Origin of the sequence: Paraburkholderia sp. J94, assembly GCF_905220285.1 — a bacterium.
Lineage (GTDB): Bacteria > Pseudomonadota > Gammaproteobacteria > Burkholderiales > Burkholderiaceae > Paraburkholderia > Paraburkholderia tropica_A.
This window is the reverse complement of the sequence record NZ_CAJMZH010000012.1, coordinates 1-21,328: the sequence shown is the minus strand read 5'-3', so window position 1 is coordinate 21,328 and position 21,328 is coordinate 1. Positions and strand designations below refer to the sequence as shown.

Sequence of the window (21,328 nt, the reverse complement as noted above, 5' to 3'; positions counted from 1 at the left end):
TCGCTCACGCCTTTTGTTCCTGTTGCGCGATCCGGCCCGGCACACCGCCGATCGAACCCGCGCCCATCGTAATCACCACATCGCCGTCGCGGACCACCGCGGCCAGCGCGTCCGGCATCTCATCCACCGTTTCGATAAACACCGGCTCGACCTTGCCCGCCACGCGGATCGCGCGCGCGAGTGCACGGCCGTCGGCCGCGACGATCGGCGCTTCGCCCGCCGCGTAGACGTCGGTGAGCACGAGCGCGTCGGTCGTCGACAGCACGCGCACGAAGTCTTCGAAGCAATCGCGCGTGCGCGTGTAGCGGTGCGGCTGGAACGCCAGCACGAGACGGCGGCCCGGAAACGCGCCGCGCGCGGCCGCAATTGTCGCCGCCATTTCGACCGGATGGTGACCGTAATCGTCGATCAACGTGTAAGTACCGCCGCCGTTGACGGGAATTTCGCCGTAACGCTGAAAACGGCGGCCCACGCCGTTGAATTCGGCCAGCGCGCTCTGGATGAATTCGTCCTTCACTTCGAGCTCGGTCGCGATCGCGATGGCCGCGAGCGCGTTCTGCACGTTGTGATCGCCCGGCAGGTTCAGCACGATGTCGAGCGACGGCGCATCTTCGCGCATCGCCGTGAAATACATCTTTCCGTCGCGCGGAACCACGTTCACGGCACGCACCTGCGCGTCCGGCGCGAAGCCGTAACGGATGATCGGCTTCGACACGAACGGCAGGATTTCCTTCACGTTCGGGTCGTCGACGCACAGCACCGCGATGCCGTAGAACGGCAGGCGATGCGTGAATTCGATGAACGCCTGCTTCAGGCGCGCGAAGTCGTGCCCGTAGGTGTCCATGTGATCGGCGTCGATGTTCGTGATGACTTCGATCACCGGGAAGAGATTCAGGAACGAGGCGTCCGACTCGTCGGCTTCCGCGACGATGAAGTCGCCCGTGCCCAGACGCGCGTTCGCGCCCGCGCTGTTCAGGCGGCCGCCGATCACGAAGGTCGGATCGAGCCCGCCCGCCGCCAGCACGCTCGCGACCAGCGACGTGGTGGTGGTCTTGCCGTGCGTGCCCGCGATCGCGATGCCCTGCTTCAGGCGCATGAGTTCCGCGAGCATGACGGCGCGCGGCACGATGGGAATGCGGCGATGGCGCGCGGCCAGCACTTCGGGGTTGTCGCTGCGCACGGCCGTGGACACGACCACGGCGTTCGCGCCTTCGATGTTCGCTGCGTCGTGGCCGATCGCGATGCGCGCGCCGAGCGCGGCGAGGCGGTCGGTGACCGCGTTCTTCGCGAGGTCCGAGCCGCTCACGTGATAGCCGAGGTTCACGAGCACTTCGGCGATGCCGCTCATGCCCGCGCCGCCGATGCCGACGAAATGGATGTGTTTGACGATGTGTTTCATTGCTTTCCTCCCGCGCTTACGCCCGCCACGGCCGCGCAGATGCGTGCGACCTGATCGGCGGCGTCGGGTTTCGCGAGCGCGCGTGCGCGCTCTGCCATTTCCGCCAGCGAGTCTCTGGTTTGTTGCTTGAGCCAATCTGCGAGCGCCTCTGCCGAGAGCTCGCGCTGCTGCACCACGCGCGCCGCGCCCTGCTCCGCGAGGAACGCCGCGTTGGTGGTTTGATGGTCGTCGACCGCGTAGGGGAACGGCACGAACAGCGCCGCCACGCCCACCGCCGCGATCTCGGCCACGGTCATCGCGCCCGAACGGCAGATCACGAGATCCGCCTGCTCGTAGGCGCTCGCCATGTCGTCGATGAAGGGCACGAGCTGCGCCGCTTCGCCCGGTTCGATACCGGCGTCGCGATAGTTCTGGCGCAGCGCGTCGATATGCTTCGCGCCCGCCTGATGCACGACCTGCGGACGCTCGTCCGGCGCGAGCATCGACAGCGCGCGCGGCACGACTTCATTGAGCGCCGCAGCACCAAGGCTGCCGCCCACGACGAGCACGCGCAGCGGACCGCTGCGCTGCGCGTAACGGTCCTTCGGCTGCACCACGTGTTCGAGTTCCTCGCGGATCGGATTGCCGGTCCACTCGGCGTGCGGCAGTGCGCCGGGGAACGCCACGAGCACGCGCTTCGCGAGTTTCGCGAGCACCTTGTTCGCGAGACCCGCGATCGAATTCTGTTCGTGCAGCACGAGCGGACGGCCCGACAGCGCGCTCATCACGCCCGCCGGGAACGTGATGTAGCCGCCCATGCCGAGCACGACATCCGGCTTCACGCGGCGCAGCGCCGCGAGACTTTGCGTGCAGGCGCGCAGCAGGTTCAGCGGCAGCATCAGCTTGGTCTTGATGCCCTTGCCGCGCACGCCGCCGAAACGCACGTATTCCATCGCGATGCCGTGCTTCGGCACGAGCGTCGCTTCCATGCCTGCGGGATTGCCGAGCCACACCACGCGCCAGCCCCACTGCTCCATGCGATGCGCGACGGCGAGCCCCGGGAACACGTGTCCCCCGGTGCCGCCGGCCATCACCATGAGCGTGCGCGTTGCAGCGGTCATACCTTGCCTCCGCGCATCAGCACACGATTTTCATAATCGACACGCAGCAGCAGCGCCACCGCGATGCAGTTCAGCAAAATGCCCGAGCCGCCATAGCTCACGAGCGGCAGCGTGAGACCCTTGGTCGGCAGCAAGCCGAGATTCACGCCCATGTTGATGAAGGCCTGCGCGCCGAACCACACGCCCAGCCCCTTCGCGACCAGACCTGCGAACGTGCGGTCGAGCGCGAGCGCCTGGCGGCCGATCTCGAACGAGCGGCGCACGATCCAGTAGAACAGCAGGATCACGACCAGCACGCCGACGAAGCCGAGTTCCTCGCCGATCACGGCGAGAATGAAGTCGGTGTGCGCTTCGGGCAGATAGTTGAGCTTTTCGACGCTGCCGCCGAGACCCACGCCGAACCATTCGCCACGGCCGAACGCGATCAGCGAGTGCGTGAGCTGATACGCCTTGCCTTGCGCGTAGCGGTCGTCCCACGGATCGAGGTAGGCGAAGATCCGCTCGCGACGCCACGGCGACGCCCACACGAGCAGCGTGAAGGTGCCGACCGCCGTGGCCACGAGGCCGCCGAACAGCTTGCCGTTCACGCCGCCGAGAAACAGCACGCCCATCGCAATCGCGGCGATCACCATGAACGCGCCCATGTCGGGTTCGAGCAGCAGCAGCGCGCCCACCACGCCCACCGCGAACGCCATCGGCAAGAAGCCCTTGGCGAAGCTGTGCATGTATTCCTGCTTGCGCACCGTGTAGTTCGCGGCGTAGACCGTGACCGCGAGCTTCATGATTTCCGACGGCTGCATGTTGGTGATGCCGAGCGGAATCCAGCGGCGCGCGCCGTTCACGCCCTTGCCGATGTGCGGAATCAGCACGACGACGAGCATCGCCAGCGAGATCAGAAAGAGCTTGGGCGCGTAACGCTCCCAGACGGAAACCGGAATGCGGAACGCCACCAGCGCCGCGATCGTGGCGATCGTGAGCGACACGATATGGCGCACGAGGAAGGCCCAGTCGCGGTACGCGGCGTACTTCGGCGAATCGGGCATGGCGATCGAGGCCGAATAGACCATCACCACGCCCAGACCGAGCAGCGCGATCACGGCCCACAGCAGCGAGTGATCGTAGTCGAGCATGCGCGAGCGCGCCGGACGCACGCCGTTGACGACGCTCGACAAACCGCTCGTGCGTGCGCCGCTGTCTGACGCGCCGCCGCTCGCCTCGCGCGACAGACGCGCGCCGAATCGTTCGGACCAGCTCATATCATCGTCCCCCGTTCAGCGGCGATTTCTTCCACGGTGTCGTGGAACACGGCCGCGCGATGGGCGTAGCCCTTGAACATGTCGAAGCTCGCGCAGGCCGGCGACAACAGCACGACGTCGCCCGGTTCGGCGAGCGCCGTGGCCGCACGCGTGGCCTCTTCGAGCGTGGCGTGGTCGCTCAGCGCGACGCCGGTGTTTTCCAGCGCGGCGCGAATCTTGGGTGCGTCGCGGCCGATCAGCATGACCGCGCGGCACCAGCGCTCCACGGGCGCGGCCAGCGGATCGAAGTCCTGACCCTTGCCGTCGCCGCCCGCGATCAGCACCGCGCGCTGCGCGAGGCCGTCGAGCGCCGCAACCGTCGCGCCGACGTTAGTGCCCTTGCTGTCGTCGACGAAATCGATGCCGTCGATCGAAGCGATCAGTTCGACGCGATGCGGCTCGCCGCGATACTCGCGCAGACCGTGCAGCAGGCGCGCGGGCGCGAGATCGATCGCGCGGGCGAGCGCGAACGCCGCGAGCGCGTTCGCCGCGTTATGCAGGCCGCGGATGCGCAGTGCGTCGGCGGGCATCAGGCGCTTCATCGCGAGATTCACGGGCGCCGCTTCCTGCTGCTTGCGGCGGCGCGGCGAAACCGGTTCGTCGCTCGCGTCGAGGTCGTGCGCCTGCACGAGCCAGAGCATGCCGTTCTCGCGCTGCACGCCGAGGTCGCCCGCGCGCTGCGGCTCGTTCACGCCGAAGGTCACGACCTTCGCCTCGCCGGCATTCGCCACGTTCGCGAGCGACATCACGCGCGCGTCTTCGCGGTTCAGCACGCGCGTGGTCTGCGCGCCGAAAATGCGGCCCTTCGCGGCCGCGTAGGCGTCGAGGCCGCCGTGCCAGTCGAGGTGGTCCTGCGTGATGTTGAGGATCGCGGCCGCATCGGGCGCAAACGTATGCGCGGTCTCCAGCTGGAAGCTCGACAGTTCGAGCACCCAGACGTCGGGCAGCGCCGTGTTGTCGATCGCCTCGGTGAGCTTGTCGAGCATCGCCGGGCTGATGTTGCCCGCCACCGCGACGGTCTTGCCCGCGCGCTCGCAGAGCAGGCCCGTGAGGCTCGTGGTGGTGGTCTTGCCGTTCGTGCCGGTGATCGCCAGCACCTTCGGGTTGTAGCCGTTTTCGCCGAGATGGCGCAGCGCCTGGGCGAACAGTTCGAGCTCGCCCCAGACTTCGATGCCGCGTTCGCGCGCGGCGGCGATCAGCGGCACGAGGTCTTCGGCCAGCGGCGAGAGTCCGGGACTGATGGCAACCAGCTCCACGCCGTCGAGCAGCGCGGGCGTGAACGGGCCGCCGACGAAGTCGGTCTCCAGATTGCGCGCGGCGAGTTCGGGCGCGAGCGTGGCGAGCCCCGGCGGCGTTTCGCGCGTGTCGGCGATGCGCAGGCGGCAACCATGCCGCACGCACCAGCGCGCCATCGCGAGACCCGATTCGCCAAGTCCCAGCACGAGCACCATCGGCTTTTGCCGATCCCGAAACTTCTCGCCAAACATCGCTTGCTTTCCTAAGTAACCAACCAGATGACCAAAGAGTGTTGCGTCCTGCTTCTGCCGATCAGCGCAGCTTGAGCGTCGACAGACCGATCAGGCACAGCATCAGCGTAATGACCCAGAAACGCACGACAACCTGCGTCTCTTTCCAGCCCGACAGCTCGAAATGGTGATGCAGCGGCGCCATCTTGAAGATGCGGCGGCCTTCGCCATAACGCTTTTTCGTGTACTTGAACCAGGTGACCTGCAACATCACGGAGAGCGTTTCCGCGACGAAGATGCCGCCCATGATGAACAGCACGATTTCCTGACGCACGATCACCGCGACCGTGCCGAGCGCGCCGCCGAGCGCGAGCGCGCCGACGTCGCCCATGAACACCTGTGCGGGATACGTGTTGAACCAGAGGAATGCGAGCCCTGCTCCGCCCATCGCCGAGCAGAAGATCAGCAGTTCGCCCGCGCCCGCAATGTGCGGGAACAGCAGGTATTTCGAGTAGACCGAGCTGCCCATCACGTAGGCGAACACGCCGAGCGACGCGCCCACGAGCACGACCGGCATGATCACGAGGCCGTCGAGGCCGTCGGTGAGATTCACGGCGTTGCTCGCGCCGACGATCACGAAATACGTGAGCGCGATGAAGCCCCACACGCCGAGCGGATAGCTGATCGACTTGAGGAACGGCAGCAGCAGGTCGGCGCGTGCGGGCAGGCCCATCGAGAGGCCGCTGCGCACCCACGCCATGAAGAGGTCGAACACGCGCACGTTGCTCGCTTCGGACACGCTGAACGCGAGATACACCGCCGCGAACAGGCCGATCACCGACTGCCAGAAATACTTCTCGCGCGAGGACATGCCGCGCGGATCCTTGTAGACGACCTTGCGATAGTCGTCGACCCAGCCGATCGCGCCGAAGCCGAACGTCACGAGCATCACGATCCAGATGAAGCGGTTCGTGAGGTCGCCCCACAGCAGCGTGGACACCGCGATGCCGATGAGAATCAGCACGCCGCCCATGGTGGGCGTGCCCGACTTCACGAGGTGGGTCTGCGGGCCGTCCTTGCGCACCGCCTGACCGACCTTCATCGCCGTGAGCTTGCGGATCACGTACGGGCCGAAGAACAAACCAATACCCATTGCGGTGATGGTCGCCATCACCGCACGGAACGTCAGATAACTGAACACGCGCAAGAAGCTTGCGTCATTCTGCAGCCATTGCGCCAGCGCCAGTAGCATGCCTTGTATTCCTTCGTATTTCAGTGCGCGCCGGACGCTGCGTCCGGTGCAGGGGTTTGCGGATTCGTGAGTGCGGCCACCACGCGCTCCATCTGCATGAAGCGCGAGCCTTTCACGAGGATCGTGGCGCCCGGGCCGTAGCCCGCGCCCACGAGTGCGCTCACGAGCGCGTTCGCGTCGGCGGCGTGCAGCGCGCCTGCGCCGAATGCCGCCGTGATGTCGCGCGCCGCGTCGCCGAGCGTGTAGAGCGCGTCGATGCCGCGCTCTTTCGCGTACGCGCCCACCTCGCGGTGGAACGCCGGGCCGTCGTCGCCGACTTCGCCCATGTCGCCGAGCACCAGCACGCGCGGCGCAGCCTGCGCCGCCAGCACGTCGATGGCCGCGCGCACGGAATCGGGATTCGCGTTGTAGGTGTCGTCGATCACGACGGCGCCCGCGAGATTGCCCGCGACGTGACCCGCCGCGCGCTTCACCTGCAGACGGCCCTTCACGGGCTCGAACGCTTCGAGGCCGCGCCGGATCGCGTCGAACGACACGCCAGACGCGAGCGCCGCCGCCGTGGCCGCGAGCGCGTTGTGCGCGTTGTGCGCGCCGAGCACCTGCAATTCGACTTCGAGATGACCGTCGGGCGTGGCGATGGCGAGACGCGACGCGCTCACCAGCTTGCCTGTGACCGCGGCATCGACTGCGCGTTCATCGGTATGCAGCGCGAAATCGAGAATTTTCGAGCCGGTGGCCGCCACGCGCCAGATGCCTGCGTAGGCGTCGTCGGCGGGAAACACGGCCGTGCCTTCGGGCTTGAGCGCGTGAATCACGCTCGCGTGTTCGAGCGCGACGGCTTCCACCGTCGCCATGAATTCCTGGTGCTCGCGCTGCGCGTTGTTCACCACGGCGACGGTCGGCTCCGCGAACTTCGCGAGCAGCTCGGTTTCACCCGGATGATTCATGCCCAGCTCGACCACCGCCAGCTTGTGCGAGGCGTTCAGACGCAGCAGCGTGAGCGGCACGCCGATGTCGTTGTTCAGATTGCCCGCGGTCGCCAGACGCGCTTCGGCGCCGACCGCCGCCGCGAAGATCGACGCGATCATTTCCTTGACCGTGGTCTTGCCGTTGCTGCCCGTGACCGCGACGAGCGGCAGCGTGAAGCGACGACGCCAGCCGAGCGCGAGCGCGCCCAGCGCCGTGCGCGTGTCGTCCACGCGCAGCGCCGGAATGCGCCAGTCGCCGGGGCTGCGCGAGACGAGCGCCGCGCTTACGTGACGGCCCGCCACTTCGGGCAGGAAGTCGTGCGCGTCGAAGCGGTCGCCCTTGAGCGCCACGAAAAGGTCGCCGGGACCGGTCGTGCGGCTGTCGGTCGAGATGCGCGCGAACGTGGCGTTCTCGTCGCCGAGCACACTCGCGCCGGGAATCAGCGCTGCCGCTTCGCGCAGGGAAAGCATTGTCATTCACCACCTCCGCGCCCATGCCGATCGGAAGTCGGACGGGCTGCGAGAGCAAGGCGCGCGTGGTCCTGGTCGGAGAACGCGCGCTTCTTGCCCATGATTTCCTGAGTTGCCTCGTGCCCCTTGCCGGCCAGCACGATGACGTCTTCCTTCGCCGCGCCGCGCACCGCCTGCAGGATCGCGCTCGCACGGTCCTCGATGCGGCGCGCCTTCGCGGCCTCGCGCATGCCACCGACGATCTGGTCGATGATCGCCGCGGGCGATTCGCTGCGCGGGTTGTCGCTCGTCACCACCACCTGATCGGCGAGACGCTCGGCGATCGCACCCATCAGCGGACGCTTGGTGGCGTCGCGGTCGCCGCCGCAGCCGAACATGCAGACGAGCTGGCCGCCGCGCGCCGCCGCGATCGGGCGCAGCGCGTCGAGCGTTTTTTCGAGCGCGTCGGGCGTGTGCGCGTAGTCGATCACCACGAGCGGCTCGTCGTGATCGGTGCGTCCGCCGAGTCGTTCCATGCGGCCGTTCACCGGCTGCAGCTTCGCGATTTCGTTGAGCGCCGCGATGAGCGGCACGTTCGCCGCCAGCAGCGCGCCGAGCACGCCGAGCAGATTACTGACGTTGAAGAGACCGAGCGTCTGCACTTCGACGTTGGCCTCGCCCCAGTCGGACGTTTCCAGATGGAACGCGGTGCCCGTGGCGGTCGCGCGCACGTTCGTGGCGCGCAGCCAGGCGTCGGCGACCGGCGCATCGGCGGCGGGCGTTTCCACGCCGTACGCGATCGTGCGCGCCGCGCCGCGCGTGGCGGCGATCAGGCGGCGGCCCGCCGCGTCGTCGGCGTTGATGACGGCCGCGCGCAGACCCGGCCACGCGAACAGACGCGCCTTCGCGGCTTCGTACGCCTCGAAGGTGTGGTGGTAATCGAGATGATCCTGCGTGAGATTCGTGAACACGGCGACGTCGAACGACGTGCCGTTCACGCGGCCCTGATGCAGCGCGTGCGACGACACTTCCATCGCGACGGCCTTCGCACCCGACTGTTGCAGTTGCGCGAGCGAGCGCTGCAATTGCGGCGCGTCGGGCGTCGTGAAACCGGTATGCACGAGCTGGCCGACGAAGCCGCTGCCGAGCGTGCCGACGATCGCGCACTTCTGGCAGATGGCCGTGAGCGCGGCGGCGACCCACTGGCTGCACGAGGTCTTGCCGTTCGTGCCGGTCACGCCGACCACGAGCATGGCGTCGCTCGGATCGCCGTACCAGCCGCTCGCGATCTCGCCCGCGAGCGCGTCGAGCTGCGGCACGGCGAGCGCGTTCGGCGCCTGCGAAAAATCGAACGCGCCGGCATAGCCTTCCGGCTGATAGACGACCGCCGCCGCGCCGCGCGCGAGCGCGTTTTCGACGTGCGAGCGGTTGTCCGCACCTTCGACGGCGTAGGCGAGGAACACGTCGCCCGGCTGGAGCGAACGCGTGTCGGCGTGCAGATTGGCGGCGGGCGCGACGCGCGCACGCAGCCAGGCGAGCGCGTCCGCGATCTGCCGGTGCGCGGGATGCTGATTGCGCGTGGCGCTCATCGGACGACTCCGGGACGGTTTTTCGCGTTGTCGGCGACAGTCATGTGATGCGCGCCGACAGGGGTTTTCATGGCAGGCGCCGCACTCGCGACGCGCTTCGTGGGACCGGCGGGCGCGTTCGAGGCGGCCGGCGCGGAGGCGCTATCATCCGAGACCACGAGCTGCTTGACCGGCATATCCGGCGGTACGTTGAGCGAGCGCAAGGTGTCGCCGACGATGCCCGAGAACACCGGACCCGACACCGCGCCGCCGAAGTGGCTGCCCGCCGTCGGCTCGTCGACCGTGACCGCCACCACGATGCGCGGATTCGGCATCGGCGCCATGCCGACGAACGACGCGCGGTACTTCGAGTGGTCGTAGCCGTGCGGGCCGTGCTTGTACGCCGTGCCGGACTTGCCGCCCACGCGATAGCCGGGCACCGCTGCGTCCGGCGAGGTGCCGTCCTTCGACACCACGCTTTCGAGCATCGTGCGCACTTCGCGCGCCGTGGTGGGCGCGAACACCTGGGTGCCGACCACGGGCTGATCGTCGCCCGGATGGCGGAAGATCGTCACGGGCAGGATCTGGCCATCGTGCGCGATGGCCGTGTAGGCGCGCGCGAGCTGGAACAGCGACACCGACAGACCGTAGCCGTAGGACATGGTCGCCTGCTCGATGCGGCGCCAGCTTTTCCACGGACGCAGGCGGCCAGGCGCCGCGCCGGGGAACCCGACCTTCGGCGCTTGCCCGAGACCGATACTGGTGTACATGTTCCACATTTCTTCGGGCCGCAGCGTCATCGCGATCTTGGTCGCGCCGATGTTCGACGACTTCTGGATCACGCCGCCCACCGTCAAAACGCCGAAACCGGCGTCGTCCGTGATGGTCGCGCCGTCGAGCGTGAAGTGGCCCGCGCCCGTATCCACCAGTGTAGTCGGCGAGACGCGGTGCAAATCGAGGGCCAGCGACACCGTGAACGGCTTCATGATCGAGCCCGGCTCGAACACGTCGGTGAGAATGCGGTTGCGCAGCTGCTCGCCCGTGAGGTGCGAGCGGTCGTTCGGGTTGTACGTGGGGTAATTGACGAGCGCGAGCACTTCGCCCGTGCGCACGTCCACCACCATCGCCGCGCCGGCCTTGGCCTTGAACTTCTCGACCGCGGCCTTCAGGTTCGAATAGGCGATGAACTGGATCTTGCTGTCGATCGACAGTTCGACGTCCGTACCATCGTGGGGCACGACCGTTTCGTCGACGTCTTCGACGATATGGCCCATGCGGTCCTTGATGACGTGACGAATGCCGGGCATGCCGGCAAGAATTTTCTGATCGCTAAGCTCGACGCCTTCCTGCCCTTCGTCTTCCACATTGGTGAAGCCGATCAAGTGGGCCGTGACGTCGCCTTCCGGGTAGAAACGTTTGTATTCGTTGCGCTGATAGATGCCGGGGATGTCGAGCGCCGTGACCTGCTGCGCGACGTCGAGCGGCACCTGACGCTTCACGTAGACGAAGGTCTTGTCTTCCGAGAGCTTCTTGCGCAGTTCCTGCTGCGTCATGCCGAGCAGCTTGCCGAGCTGGGCGAGCTTGTCGGCGCCGAGGTCGTCGGGCACGGCTTCGGGAATCGCCCAGATCGCGCGCACGGGCAGGCTCGTGGCGAGCACGAGGCCATTGCGGTCGAGAATCTTGCCGCGCGTGGCGGGCAGTTCGATGGTGCGCTGATAGCGGCTTTCGCCCTGCTTCTGATAGAAGGCGTTGCCCGGACCCTGGATCCAGAACGCGCGCGCGGCGAGCGCGACGAACGCCATGAACAGCATGAAGACGACGAGCTTCGAGCGCCACATCGGCAGGCGCACGGAGAGAATGGGATTCGCGGTGAAGGCGACGCTCTTGCGGCTGTTGCCCTTTTTCATCGCGCGCCTCCGCGGCGGTTGGCGGCCGCAGCCGCACCCTGCGCCGGCGCGGACGTCGGCACGGGCGCGTCCACAGCGGTGGCCGCGCCCGGTGCGAGCGTCAGGTATTGCGTGCGTCCGGTCGTCACGGGCTGCATCTTGAGCGAATCGGTAGCGATCTGTTCGACGCGCGACGTTCTGGACAGCGCGCTCTGCTGATACTGAAGTTGTGCGTAGTCCTGCTGGAGCTGACGCTCCTGCGACTGCGCGCGTTGCAACTGAATGAAGATCTGACGCTGCTGATTGGTGGCGTTGACGACCGACAACGCGCAACCCATGACGACGATCAGCAGGAAGATGTTCAGGCGGTTCATGGCGTGACGCGCTCCGCGATGCGCATCACGGCCGAGCGGGAACGCGGGTTCGCGGCGACTTCCTCGTCGCTCGCGAACACGCGGCCGAGCAGCTTCAACGGCGGGCTGGGCAGGTCGACGGCGCGGATCGGCAAGCGGCGATCGATCGCGGGCGCGGTGGCGTGCGCCTGCATGAACCGCTTCACGATTCGGTCTTCCAGCGAATGGAAGCTGATGACCACGAGCCGCCCTCCCTGCTCCAGCAACGACAGCGCTGCTTCTAGAACGACCTGCAGCTCCGCAAGCTCTTGATTGACGTGAATCCGTATAGCTTGAAAGGTGCGGGTTGCCGGGTCCTTACCCTTCTCACGGGTTTTGACGGCGTTAGCCACGATTTGGGCAAGCTCGCCCGTGCTGTCGAGAGGCCCGAGACGGTCGGACTCTGCCCGGCGAGCAACAAGCGCCTTTGCAATCTGAAAAGCAAACCGTTCTTCCCCATAATCTCGAATCACCTCCGTCAGTTCCTGCAACGTGGCCCGCGCGAGCCAGTCAGCGGCAGACTCGCCGCGCGTCGGGTCCATCCGCATGTCGAGCGGGCCATTGGCGCGGAAACTGAAACCGCGCTCCGGGTCGTCGATTTGCGGCGACGACACGCCCAGGTCCAGCAAAATCCCCGACACACGCCCTACCCCGCGCTCCGCCATCGCGTCGCGCAGTGAAGCAAAACTCTCGTGCACGATCGAGAACCGCGCGTCGCCCACCTGTTCGGCAGTGGCGATCGCCAGCGGGTCTTTGTCGAACGCGATCAGACGCCCGGCTTCGGAAAGCCGGCCGAGAACCGCGCGACTGTGCCCGCCGCGACCGAACGTGCCGTCCACATAGACGCCGTCCGCGCGCGTCACGAGCGCATCGACCGCTTCATCGAGCAGCACCGTGCGATGCTGCAATCCTTGTCCCATCGCAGATGCCATAGCGTTTTAAACCGCGATCAGAACGTGAAATTCTTCAAGGCGTCGGGCATGCCTTGGGCCATGGCCGCCTGTTCCTTGGCGGCGTAGGTTTGCGCATCCCACAACTCAAAATGACTACCCATGCCAAGCAGCATGACTTCCTTTTCCATACCTGCTGCGAGACGTAATTCGGGAGAGACGAGCACGCGGCCCGCGCTGTCGAGGTCGACGTCGGACGCATTACCGAGAAAAATACGACGCCACCAGTGAGCGTCCATCGGCAATCCGGCGACTTTGGCGCGGAAGACTTCCCATTCGGGGCGCGGAAATAGCAACAGGCAGCCGTCCGGGTGCTTGGTGATCGTCACCCGGCCTTCTGCCTGTTGTTGCAGCGCGTCCCGATAGCGAGACGGAATCGACATCCGTCCTTTCGCATCGAGTGTCAGCGCCGACGCCCCCTGGAACAATTTGCTCCCCCTCGCGCGGCGCCGATCGCCGCCCGTCTAAATCTCAGGAAATTTACCCGAATACGTATCTGGAATCACACAAAAATACACTTTCTCACACTGTCTCCCACTTTAGAGGAAGGCCCCACGAGGGTCAAGGTGGCTGGCGCGTTTTTTGACGAAATTTATCCGCTAGAACAAGGACTTAGCGGTACTTGTTCAAGTCAGGCGCAAAGCCAAAAACCGTTATGAATGAATGAGCTAACGCAGGTTGTGAAGGTGATACGTGAAATACGCGGTGAAAATCCAGGTGGTGCGGGGAGTTGGCGGGAATTAAAGCCGAGGGCGTAAAGCGCTAAAAGGGCGGAAATCGCGCGGACCGGTGTCTCCCACCCGCCCGCGCAAAAAGACTAGATGTAGTAGGCCGTGCGCGTCATGACTTTCGATGCGGCGCGCATCAGCGAGCGCATCGGCAACGGCAGTTCGATGCCGCCGAGGTCGGTGGCCGAGCGGGCGTGCGCGATTTCGTCGATGCGCATCTGCTCGACGATGGCACGCGATTCGAGATCGGCGGGCGGCAAGGCGTCGAGGTGGCTGTCCAGGTGATGCTCGACCTGGCGCTCGGTTTCGGCCATGAAGCCGAGGCTGATCTTGTCGCCCAGACGGCCCGCCGCGAAACCGATCGCGAGCGCGCCCGCATACCAGAGCGGATTGAGCAGGCTCGGACGCGAATCGAGCGCTTCGAGGCGGCGCGCGGTCCAGGCGAGGTGATCTTCCTCTTCCTGCGCGGCGTGGTCGAAGGCGGCCTTCAGCGACGGCGAGCGCGTGGCGATCTTCTGCGCCTGATAGAGCGCCTGGGCGCACACTTCGCCGACGTGGTTCACGCGCATGAGGCCCGCGGCATGCGAGCGCTCGGCGGCCGTGAGTTCGGTCGGCGCGACAGGGACGACCGGCACGCCGGCGACTTCGGATTCGTCGCCGGCTGCGTGCGCGACGTCTTGCGCGGCCGTGCTGGAGTGTGCGGCAGCGAGGGACGCGGCCGAAGGCTGGGGAATCGGCCGCGACATGCGCGACACGCCAGTAATCGAGCGCAGGCCCCGATCGAATTCGGTAATCAACTCGTCAAGCGTCATCCAACCTTCCTCCTTGCGCGCCACAGAATGCACGAAAACACGAACCAGTTGATCGGCGACATGGCGCGAAACGCCCAAAAAACGCCTCTCGCATAAGCCGACCGACCGGCCGTTATAAAGCCCTACAGGAACTCGCGCAGCGCCGTCAATCGGGGGCTGCGCCGATACCCGGCGCATATTCTAAGCCATGTTGTGTAAACGAAACAGGTACTTAGAAGCGTCCCGGCTTTTCCTTTGTCACCCATATCCCTTTTGTTACATTAGCCCCAACTTCTCGCGAAGTTAGACAGCAAGGCCCCAGCAAGACAAATCGCACTACATAAGAATCGGCCTTGTAAAAAGACGCATAAAAGATTCATAAATACTGGAGATCATTCAATGAAGAAGTCGCTTCTCGCGCTGGCTGCGCTGGGCGCGTTCGCGGGTGTTGCTCACGCACAGAGCAGCGTCACGCTGTACGGCATCATCGACGAAGGTTTCAACCTCAACACGAACTCGGGTGGCAAGCACCTGTACAACCTCTCGAGCGGCGTGTTGCAAGGCAGCCGTTTCGGCCTGCGCGGCGCTGAAGATCTCGGCGGCGGCCTGAAGGCGGTCTTCGTGCTCGAAAACGGTTTCGACGTGAACAACGGCAAGCTCGGTCAAGGTGGCCTGATGTTCGGCCGTCAAGCCTACGTCGGCCTGAGCAACTCGCAGTTCGGCACGGTCACGCTGGGCCGTCAGTACGACTCCGTCGTCGACTATGTCGGTCCGCTCGAAGCGGGCGACCAGTGGGGCGGCTACATCGCCGCTCACCCGGGCGACATCGACAACTTCAACAACGCGTACCGCACCAACAACACGATCAAGTTCACCAGCACGAACTACTCGGGTCTGACCTTCGGCGGCACGTACAGCTTCGGCGGCACGGCGGGCGACTTCACGCACAACCAGATCTGGTCGCTGGGCGCCGGCTACAACAACGGCCCGCTGTCCCTCGGCGTCGGCTATTTGAACGCACGCACGCCGGCAGCTTCGGGCGGTCTGTTCAACAACGGCGGCACGATCGCCGCGAACACCGGCGCCGCGGCTTCGGGCTACGCCGTGACCTCGGCGGTCTACTCGGGCTTCGCTTCGGCCAACACGTACCAGGTCGTCGGTGCGGGCGGTGCGTACACGTTCGGCGCGGCCACCTTCGGCCTGACGTATTCGAACATCCGCTTCGCGAACCTCGGCTCGTCGTACACCAACGCGGCCATCAACGCGTACCGCGGCCAGTCGGCGACGTTCAACAACGTCGAAGCGAACTTCAAGTACCAGCTCACGCCGGCTCTGCTGGTGGGCGCAGCGTACGACTACACGCGCGGCGCGTCGATCAACGGCGCATCGCGTGCCCAGTACCATCAGGGCGCAGTCGGCGTCGACTACTTCCTGTCGAAGCGCACCGACGTCTACCTGATCGGCGTGTACCAGCACGCGCTGGGCGAGACGCTGAACTACGCAGGTCAGACCGTCGACGCGACGGCCAACATCAACGGCCTGACGGGTTCGTCGAACCAGAACCAGTTCACGGCCCGCGTCGGTATCCGTCACAAGTTCTAAGAAGAAAAGCCGTAGTAGTCTCGAAGGCGCCTCCGGGCGCCTTTTTTCTTTGGCGCGCGAGCGAGGCGCGAGCCAAAAGAAAAAGGCCCGCCGTTTCGGGCAGGCCTTTGTCACGACAAAGTCTCGACGAATTACACGCGCGCGTCCCGCAGTTCGCGGCGCAGGATCTTGCCGACGTTACTCTTCGGCAGATCGGTGCGGAACTCGATCAGCTTCGGACGCTTGTAGCCCGTAAGCTGCGTCTTGCAGTAATCGAACACCTCCTTGTCGGTGAGCGCCGGGTCCTTCTTCACGATATAGAGCTTCACCGCCTCGCCCGAGTGCTGATCGGGCACGCCCACGGCCGCCACCTCGAACACGCCCGGCAGCTTCGCGACCACGTCCTCGACTTCGTTCGGATAGACGTTGAAGCCCGAGACCAGAATCATGTCCTTCTTGCGGTCGACCAGCTTGATATAGCCGCGCGTGTTCATCACGCCGACGTCGCCCGACTTGAAGAAGCCGTCGGCCGTCATGACCTTCGCGGTTTCTTCGGGACGCTGCCAGTAGCCCGCCATCACCTGCGGCCCGCGAATGCAGATCTCGCCCGCCTCGCCGATCGGCAGTTCGTTGCCGTCGTCGTCGCGAATCGAGATTTCCGTGGACGGCAGCGGCAGCCCGATCGTGCCCGTGTACTCGGTGGCCGTGGTCGGATTGCAGGTCACGCTCGGCGATGTTTCGGACAACCCATAACCTTCGACGATCGGCGTCTGCGTGCGCTCGTACCAGCGCTTCGCCACCGCTTCCTGCACGGCCATGCCGCCGCCGTTCGCGACCAGCAGATGCGAGAAGTCGAGCTTGTCGAAATCGGGATGATTGAGGATCGCGTTATAGAGCGTGTTGACCGCCGGGAACGTCGTGATCGCGTAGCCGTGCAGTTCCTTGATCATGCCCGCGATGTCGCGCGGATTCGGAATCAGGATCGCGAGGCCGCCCGTGCGCATCGTCAGCAGACCGCAAACGGTCAGCGCGAACACGTGATAAAGCGGCAGCGCCGCGACCGTGACCGGCTGCGCGCCCGCGGGCAGGCGCGAGAGCGCGGGCTCGGTCCACGCGGCCGATTGCAGCACGTTGGCGATGAGGTTGCGATGCAGCAGCGTCGCGCCCTTCGACACGCCGGTCGTGCCGCCCGTGTACTGGAGGAACGCGATGTCGTCGGGCTTCTGCTCGACGGGCTTGAAGGTCTGACGCGCGCCGGCCGCGAGCGCGGCGTTGAACGGCACGTGGCCCGGCAGGCTCCACTCGGGCACCATCTTCTTCACGTTGCGCACGACGAAGTTGACGATGAAGCCCTTCGCCGCGCCGAGCAGATCGCCCATCGACGCCACCACGACATGCTTCACGCGCGTTTGCGCGATCACGGCCTGGAGCGTGTTGGCAAAGTTCTCAAGGATGATGATTGCTTCGGCGCCGCTGTCCTTGAGCTGATGCTCGAGTTCGCGCGGCGTGTAGAGCGGATTGACGTTCACGACCACGTAGCCCGCGCGCAGGATCGCGGCGAGCGCGACCGGATACTGCAGCACGTTGGGCATCATGATGGCGATGCGCGCGCCGGGCGCGATGCCGCGCGACTGGAACCAGGCGGCGAGCCGCTTCGACAGCTCGTCGAGCTGCCCGTAGGTGATGGCCTTGCCCATGCAGGCGAACGCGGGCTTCGCACGGTTCGCATTGAAACTCTCCGCGAGCAGCGCCGTGATGGACGCGTATTGGCTCGCGTCGATCTCGGCGGGCACGCCCGGCGGGTACGATTTCAGCCAGACCTTTTCCATGCGGCGTCTCCTCCTCTATATTTTCGAATGGTCGTGCTAAAAAATGGATCGTAGCACGGCGACCGTGTTTTTCTTACGGGAATCAGCGAGTTAGAAAGTGCACTCGAACCCTTCCGGCCAGGGTTTACGCGCGTTCGACTTCGACGAGGCAGTCGTAGAACGTCGCCGAATTACCGAGGTCGGTGAGCGCCTGGCTCGTCACCTCGTTGGCGTTGCGGCCGTCGGGTGCGAGCTTCTTCCACCAGATCGACAGACCGACCACGAGACCTTCGCGCGCGCGTTCGGACACGCGTGCGCGCGCCTGCATCGAACCGCGATCGTTGAAGACGCGGATCTGATCGCCATCGGCGATATTGCGCAGACCGGCGTCGGCGGGATTGAGATCGACGTGCGGTTCGCCCTCGGTCGCGCGCAGACTTTCGACGTTCACGAAAGTGCTGTTGAGGAAGTTGCGCGCGGGCGGCGAGATCATCGCCAACGGATAACGCGCCGCGAGTTCCGGCGCGCCGTCGGCCGATTCGTGCGGCGGCAGATAGTCAGGCAGCGGATCGAGGCCGGCTTGCGCGAGCGCCTCGCTATAGAACTCGCACTTGCCCGTGGGCGTGCGGAAACCGCCGTTCGCGAACGGCGCGTCGGCGATATCGAGCTTGATCCACGCGTTCTGCTTGAGCGTGTCCCAGGTCGCGCCGTCAAAGGCCGGATCGCGCCAGTCGAAGGCGCACGACGCCACCTCTTCGTCGCTCTCGAACAGCGCGGGCTCGGTCAGGCCCATCGCGCGCGCGATCGTGCGGAAGATTTCCGTGTTCGGCCGCGCGTCGCCCACCGGCGCGATCGCGGGCAGATTCGCCATCACGTGGGTGTGGCCGTAGGACTTGTGGACGTCGAGGTGTTCGAGCTGCGTGGTCGCGGGCAGCAGCAGATCGGCGTAATCGGCGGTATCGGTCTGGAACTGTTCGAGCACGATCGTGAACAGATCCTCGCGCGCGAAGCCGGCCGCGACCTTCGCGGAGTCCGGCGCAACAGCGACCGGATTCGAGTTATAGACGACCACCGCTTCGATCTTCGGACCGAATGCGGCGTCGCCCGGGTGCGTGAGCGCGTCGCCGATCTGGTTCATGTTGACGATGCGCGGCTGATGCTTCGGCCAACCAGGGATCAGGTCGGGACGCTGGAGCGCGTTCGCATCGACCGGCGCCCAACCCGACGACGACAGCAGCACGCCGCCCGCACGCTCGCGCCACGCGCCGGTGAGCGCGGGCAGACAGGCGATCGCGCGCACCGCGTTGCCGCCGCCGCGCACGCGTTGCAGGCCGTAATTCATGCGGATCGCCACCTTGCGCGTCGATGCATAGAGACGCGCGAGATCGACAATCGTCTGTTCCTCGATGCCGCAAATCTGCGCGACGCGCGCGGGCGTATAGGTCAGCGCACGCGCCTTCAGTTGCTCGTAGCCATGCGTGTGCGCGGCGATGTAATCGTGATCGAGCCGGTCTTCGGTGATCAGCACGTGCATCATGCCGAGCGCGAGCGCGCCGTCGGTACCGGGCTTCAGCGCGATGTGCTGATGGCACTTTTCGGCGGTGAGCGAACGGTACGGATCGATCGCGATCAGCTTCGCGCCGTTGCGCTTCGCTTCCTGCGCGCGGGTCCAGAAATGCAGATTCGACGCGATCGGATTCGCGCCCCAGATCAGGATGACTTCGCTTTCGGCGAAGTGCTCGGTGAGCATGCCGAGGCTCGAACCGTACGTGTAGCGCAGGCCCGCCGCGCCCGCCGCCGCACAAATCGCGCGATCGAGCCGCGATGCGCCGAGCTTGTGAAAGAAGCGTTGCGCGATGCTGTCGCCTTGCACGAGGCCCATCGTTCCTGCGTAGCTGTACGGCAGGATGGCCTCGGGCGCGCGCTGCGCGATCTCGCCGAGACGCGCCGCCGCGATGGCGCTCGCCTCGTCCCAGCTGATCGGCTCGAAACGCCCCTCGCCCTTGGCGCCGACACGCTTCATCGGCTGCGTCAGACGCTTCGGATGGTGCACGCGCTCGGCATAGCGCGTGACCTTCGTGCACAACACGCCTTGCGTCGGCGCGTGATCGGGATCGCCGCTCACCTTGGTCGCCTTGCCGTTCTCGACGGTTACGCGCATCGCGCAGGTGTCGGGACAGTCGTGGGGACAGACTGCGCGGGCAAATTCGGCTCGGGCGTTCATGAAAAATTCCGTGGGTGCAACGAGGTGTCGAGACTGCGATTTTATTATGCGCGGCGCGTCCAACTGCGGCGCGCCGGGTACGGAAACGCGAAAAAAACGCTTCGGCGTAGAATGGTTCGTCTAGACCCGGCCCTGGTGCCGGGCGCCCACTTTTCGAGCACTACCCGCCATGAAACTGATCCCGGAAATCCAGGCCGCCCAAGGCGAAATCCAGGGCCTACGACGAACGATCCACGCCCATCCTGAATTGCGCTACGAAGAAAGCCAGACCGCCGATCTCGTGGCGTCGAAACTGGCCGAATGGGGCATCGACGTGCATCGGGGTTTGGGCAAAACGGGCGTGGTCGGCGTGCTCAAACGCGGCAACGGCACACGCGCGATCGGCCTGCGCGCCGATATGGACGCGCTGCCGATTCAGGAGCTCAACACCTTCGATCATCGCTCGCGCAACGACGGCAAGATGCACGCGTGCGGCCATGACGGACATACGGCGATGCTGCTCGGCGCCGCTCAATATCTCGCCCAGCATGGCGAATTCGACGGCACTATCGTCTTTATTTTTCAGCCCGCCGAAGAAGGCGGCGCGGGCGCGAAAGCGATGATCGACGAGGGTCTTTTCACGCGCTTTCCCGTCGATGCCGTGTTCGGCATTCATAACTGGCCCGGCATGCCTGCTGGTTTCTTCGGCGTGACCGAAGGACCGATCATGGCATCGAGCAACGAATTTCGCATCGAAATCAAAGGCGTAGGCTCACACGCCGCCCTGCCGCACAACGGACGCGATCCGGTGTTCACCGCGGTGCAGATCGCCAACGGCCTGCAAAGCGTCATCACGCGCAACAAGAAGCCGCTCGATACCGCCGTGCTGTCGATCACGCAGATTCATGCAGGCGATGCCGTGAACGTGGTGCCGAATACGGCGTGGATCGCCGGCACGGTGCGCACGTTCACGACGGAAACGCTCGATCTGATCGAGTCGCGGCTGCGCAAGATCGCCGAAAGCACAGCCGATGCGTACGAGTGCTCGGTCGATATCACGTTCCATCGCAACTATCCGCCGACGGTGAACAGCAGCGCGGAAACACAATTCGCGGCCGACGTGATGCGCGAGGTAGTGGGCGCGGACCGCGTTGACGCGAACGTGGAACCGACCATGGGCGCCGAGGACTTCTCGTTCATGCTGCTGGAAAAGCCGGGCTGCTACGCGTTTCTCGGCAACGGCGACGGCGGCCATCGCGAGTCTGGACATGGCGCCGGCCCGTGCATGCTTCACAACGCGAGCTATGACTTCAACGACCAGCTGCTGCCGGTCGGATCGTCGTACTGGGTGCAGTTAGCGACGAAATTTCTCGCGCAGAAGTGAGCGGTGCGATGAGGTGTCAGCGTGGAAAGCAAAAAGCCGCCTTGGTGGGCGGCTTTTTTGTTTGTGCTTTCTGTGTTCACACGCTCTTTGGGCGCACGCTTTACACA

At 65.5% G+C, this 21,328-nt stretch carries 16 protein-coding genes; 2 read left to right on the top strand and 14 right to left on the bottom strand.

All coding sequences use genetic code 11. The annotated features are described in order from the left end of the window. Positions 1-4: 4 nt before the first annotated feature. The 12 genes from murC to coq7 form a co-directional block, all read right to left on the bottom strand. A complete protein-coding gene (murC, locus tag U4Y88_RS24690; RefSeq protein ID WP_224010166.1) occupies positions 5-1,399 on the bottom strand; it encodes a UDP-N-acetylmuramate--L-alanine ligase in 1,395 nt (464 codons plus the stop codon). Then, complete coding sequence (murG, locus tag U4Y88_RS24685; protein WP_321787102.1) at positions 1,396-2,499, bottom strand: undecaprenyldiphospho-muramoylpentapeptide beta-N-acetylglucosaminyltransferase; 1,104 nt, start codon at positions 2,497-2,499, stop codon at positions 1,396-1,398. Before murG ends, murC begins: the two co-directional genes overlap by 4 nt. After that, complete coding sequence (gene ftsW, locus U4Y88_RS24680; RefSeq protein ID WP_224010162.1) at positions 2,496-3,755, bottom strand: putative lipid II flippase FtsW; 1,260 nt, start codon at positions 3,753-3,755, stop codon at positions 2,496-2,498. Before ftsW ends, murG begins: the two co-directional genes overlap by 4 nt. Continuing rightward, complete coding sequence (gene murD, locus U4Y88_RS24675) at positions 3,752-5,281, bottom strand: UDP-N-acetylmuramoyl-L-alanine--D-glutamate ligase (protein ID WP_321787100.1); 1,530 nt, start codon at positions 5,279-5,281, stop codon at positions 3,752-3,754. Before murD ends, ftsW begins: the two co-directional genes overlap by 4 nt. A 61-nt stretch (positions 5,282-5,342) precedes the next feature. Continuing rightward, positions 5,343-6,512, bottom strand: coding sequence for a phospho-N-acetylmuramoyl-pentapeptide-transferase (gene mraY, locus U4Y88_RS24670; protein ID WP_065060430.1), 1,170 nt, complete (start codon positions 6,510-6,512; stop codon positions 5,343-5,345). A 20-nt stretch (positions 6,513-6,532) separates the two neighbouring features. After that, positions 6,533-7,957, bottom strand: a complete 1,425-nt coding sequence (locus tag U4Y88_RS24665) for a UDP-N-acetylmuramoyl-tripeptide--D-alanyl-D-alanine ligase (protein WP_224010158.1) — start codon at positions 7,955-7,957, stop codon at positions 6,533-6,535. Continuing rightward, entirely contained in the window at positions 7,954-9,519 is a 1,566-nt protein-coding gene (locus U4Y88_RS24660; RefSeq protein WP_321787097.1) for a UDP-N-acetylmuramoyl-L-alanyl-D-glutamate--2,6-diaminopimelate ligase, read from the bottom strand. Before U4Y88_RS24660 ends, U4Y88_RS24665 begins: the two co-directional genes overlap by 4 nt. Further along, positions 9,516-11,405, bottom strand: a complete 1,890-nt coding sequence (locus U4Y88_RS24655; protein WP_224010155.1) for a peptidoglycan D,D-transpeptidase FtsI family protein — start codon at positions 11,403-11,405, stop codon at positions 9,516-9,518. The genes U4Y88_RS24660 and U4Y88_RS24655 overlap by 4 nt, the downstream gene beginning before the upstream one ends. Further along, entirely contained in the window at positions 11,402-11,758 is a 357-nt protein-coding gene (ftsL, locus tag U4Y88_RS24650; RefSeq protein WP_205994079.1) for a cell division protein FtsL, read from the bottom strand. The genes U4Y88_RS24655 and ftsL overlap by 4 nt, the downstream gene beginning before the upstream one ends. After that, positions 11,755-12,708 (bottom strand): 16S rRNA (cytosine(1402)-N(4))-methyltransferase RsmH, encoded by a 954-nt coding sequence (gene rsmH / locus U4Y88_RS24645; RefSeq protein ID WP_224010150.1) that lies wholly within the window; start codon positions 12,706-12,708, stop codon positions 11,755-11,757. The genes ftsL and rsmH overlap by 4 nt, the downstream gene beginning before the upstream one ends. A gap of 17 nt (positions 12,709-12,725) precedes the next feature. Beyond that, complete coding sequence (gene mraZ / locus U4Y88_RS24640; protein WP_224010148.1) at positions 12,726-13,154, bottom strand: division/cell wall cluster transcriptional repressor MraZ; 429 nt, start codon at positions 13,152-13,154, stop codon at positions 12,726-12,728. A gap of 389 nt (positions 13,155-13,543) precedes the next feature. Beyond that, positions 13,544-14,266, bottom strand: coding sequence for a 2-polyprenyl-3-methyl-6-methoxy-1,4-benzoquinone monooxygenase (gene coq7, locus U4Y88_RS24635; protein WP_321787095.1), 723 nt, complete (start codon positions 14,264-14,266; stop codon positions 13,544-13,546). Positions 14,267-14,644: 378 nt separating this feature from the next. On the opposite strand from coq7, the gene U4Y88_RS24630 reads away from it, so the two are divergent. Then, positions 14,645-15,847 carry a porin gene (locus tag U4Y88_RS24630; protein WP_224010144.1) on the top strand — a complete coding sequence of 401 codons (1,203 nt, stop codon included), beginning with the start codon at positions 14,645-14,647 and terminating at the stop codon, positions 15,845-15,847. A gap of 131 nt (positions 15,848-15,978) precedes the next feature. Here U4Y88_RS24630 and U4Y88_RS24625 read toward each other — a convergent pair whose 3' ends face one another. Further along, complete coding sequence (locus tag U4Y88_RS24625; RefSeq protein WP_224010142.1) at positions 15,979-17,655, bottom strand: long-chain fatty acid--CoA ligase; 1,677 nt, start codon at positions 17,653-17,655, stop codon at positions 15,979-15,981. 124 nt (positions 17,656-17,779) lie between these two features. Continuing rightward, positions 17,780-19,858, bottom strand: a complete 2,079-nt coding sequence (locus U4Y88_RS24620; RefSeq protein ID WP_321787093.1) for a molybdopterin oxidoreductase family protein — start codon at positions 19,856-19,858, stop codon at positions 17,780-17,782. Positions 19,859-20,027: 169 nt separating this feature from the next. Between U4Y88_RS24620 and U4Y88_RS24615 the strand changes: the two genes are divergently transcribed. Beyond that, on the top strand, positions 20,028-21,221 hold the full coding sequence (locus U4Y88_RS24615; RefSeq protein ID WP_321787091.1) for a M20 aminoacylase family protein: 1,194 nt from the start codon (positions 20,028-20,030) through the stop codon (positions 21,219-21,221). Positions 21,222-21,328 lie beyond the last annotated feature (107 nt).

Bases quoted from the DNA above. Each gene is read 5' to 3' on its own strand.
- murC (WP_224010166.1), bottom strand. From the start codon at position 1,399: ATGAAACACATCGTCAAACACATCCATTTCGTCGGCATCGGCGGCGCG.
- murG (WP_321787102.1), bottom strand. From the start codon at position 2,499: ATGACCGCTGCAACGCGCACGCTCATGGTGATGGCCGGCGGCACCGGG.
- ftsW (WP_224010162.1), bottom strand. From the start codon at position 3,755: ATGAGCTGGTCCGAACGATTCGGCGCGCGTCTGTCGCGCGAGGCGAGC.
- murD (WP_321787100.1), bottom strand. From the start codon at position 5,281: ATGTTTGGCGAGAAGTTTCGGGATCGGCAAAAGCCGATGGTGCTCGTG.
- mraY (WP_065060430.1), bottom strand. From the start codon at position 6,512: ATGCTACTGGCGCTGGCGCAATGGCTGCAGAATGACGCAAGCTTCTTG.
- U4Y88_RS24665 (WP_224010158.1), bottom strand. From the start codon at position 7,957: ATGACAATGCTTTCCCTGCGCGAAGCGGCAGCGCTGATTCCCGGCGCG.
- U4Y88_RS24660 (WP_321787097.1), bottom strand. From the start codon at position 9,519: ATGAGCGCCACGCGCAATCAGCATCCCGCGCACCGGCAGATCGCGGAC.
- U4Y88_RS24655 (WP_224010155.1), bottom strand. From the start codon at position 11,405: ATGAAAAAGGGCAACAGCCGCAAGAGCGTCGCCTTCACCGCGAATCCC.
- ftsL (WP_205994079.1), bottom strand. From the start codon at position 11,758: ATGAACCGCCTGAACATCTTCCTGCTGATCGTCGTCATGGGTTGCGCG.
- rsmH (WP_224010150.1), bottom strand. From the start codon at position 12,708: ATGGCATCTGCGATGGGACAAGGATTGCAGCATCGCACGGTGCTGCTC.
- coq7 (WP_321787095.1), bottom strand. From the start codon at position 14,266: ATGACGCTTGACGAGTTGATTACCGAATTCGATCGGGGCCTGCGCTCG.
- U4Y88_RS24630 (WP_224010144.1), top strand. From the start codon at position 14,645: ATGAAGAAGTCGCTTCTCGCGCTGGCTGCGCTGGGCGCGTTCGCGGGT.
- U4Y88_RS24625 (WP_224010142.1), bottom strand. From the start codon at position 17,655: ATGGAAAAGGTCTGGCTGAAATCGTACCCGCCGGGCGTGCCCGCCGAG.
- U4Y88_RS24620 (WP_321787093.1), bottom strand. From the start codon at position 19,858: ATGAACGCCCGAGCCGAATTTGCCCGCGCAGTCTGTCCCCACGACTGT.
- U4Y88_RS24615 (WP_321787091.1), top strand. From the start codon at position 20,028: ATGAAACTGATCCCGGAAATCCAGGCCGCCCAAGGCGAAATCCAGGGC.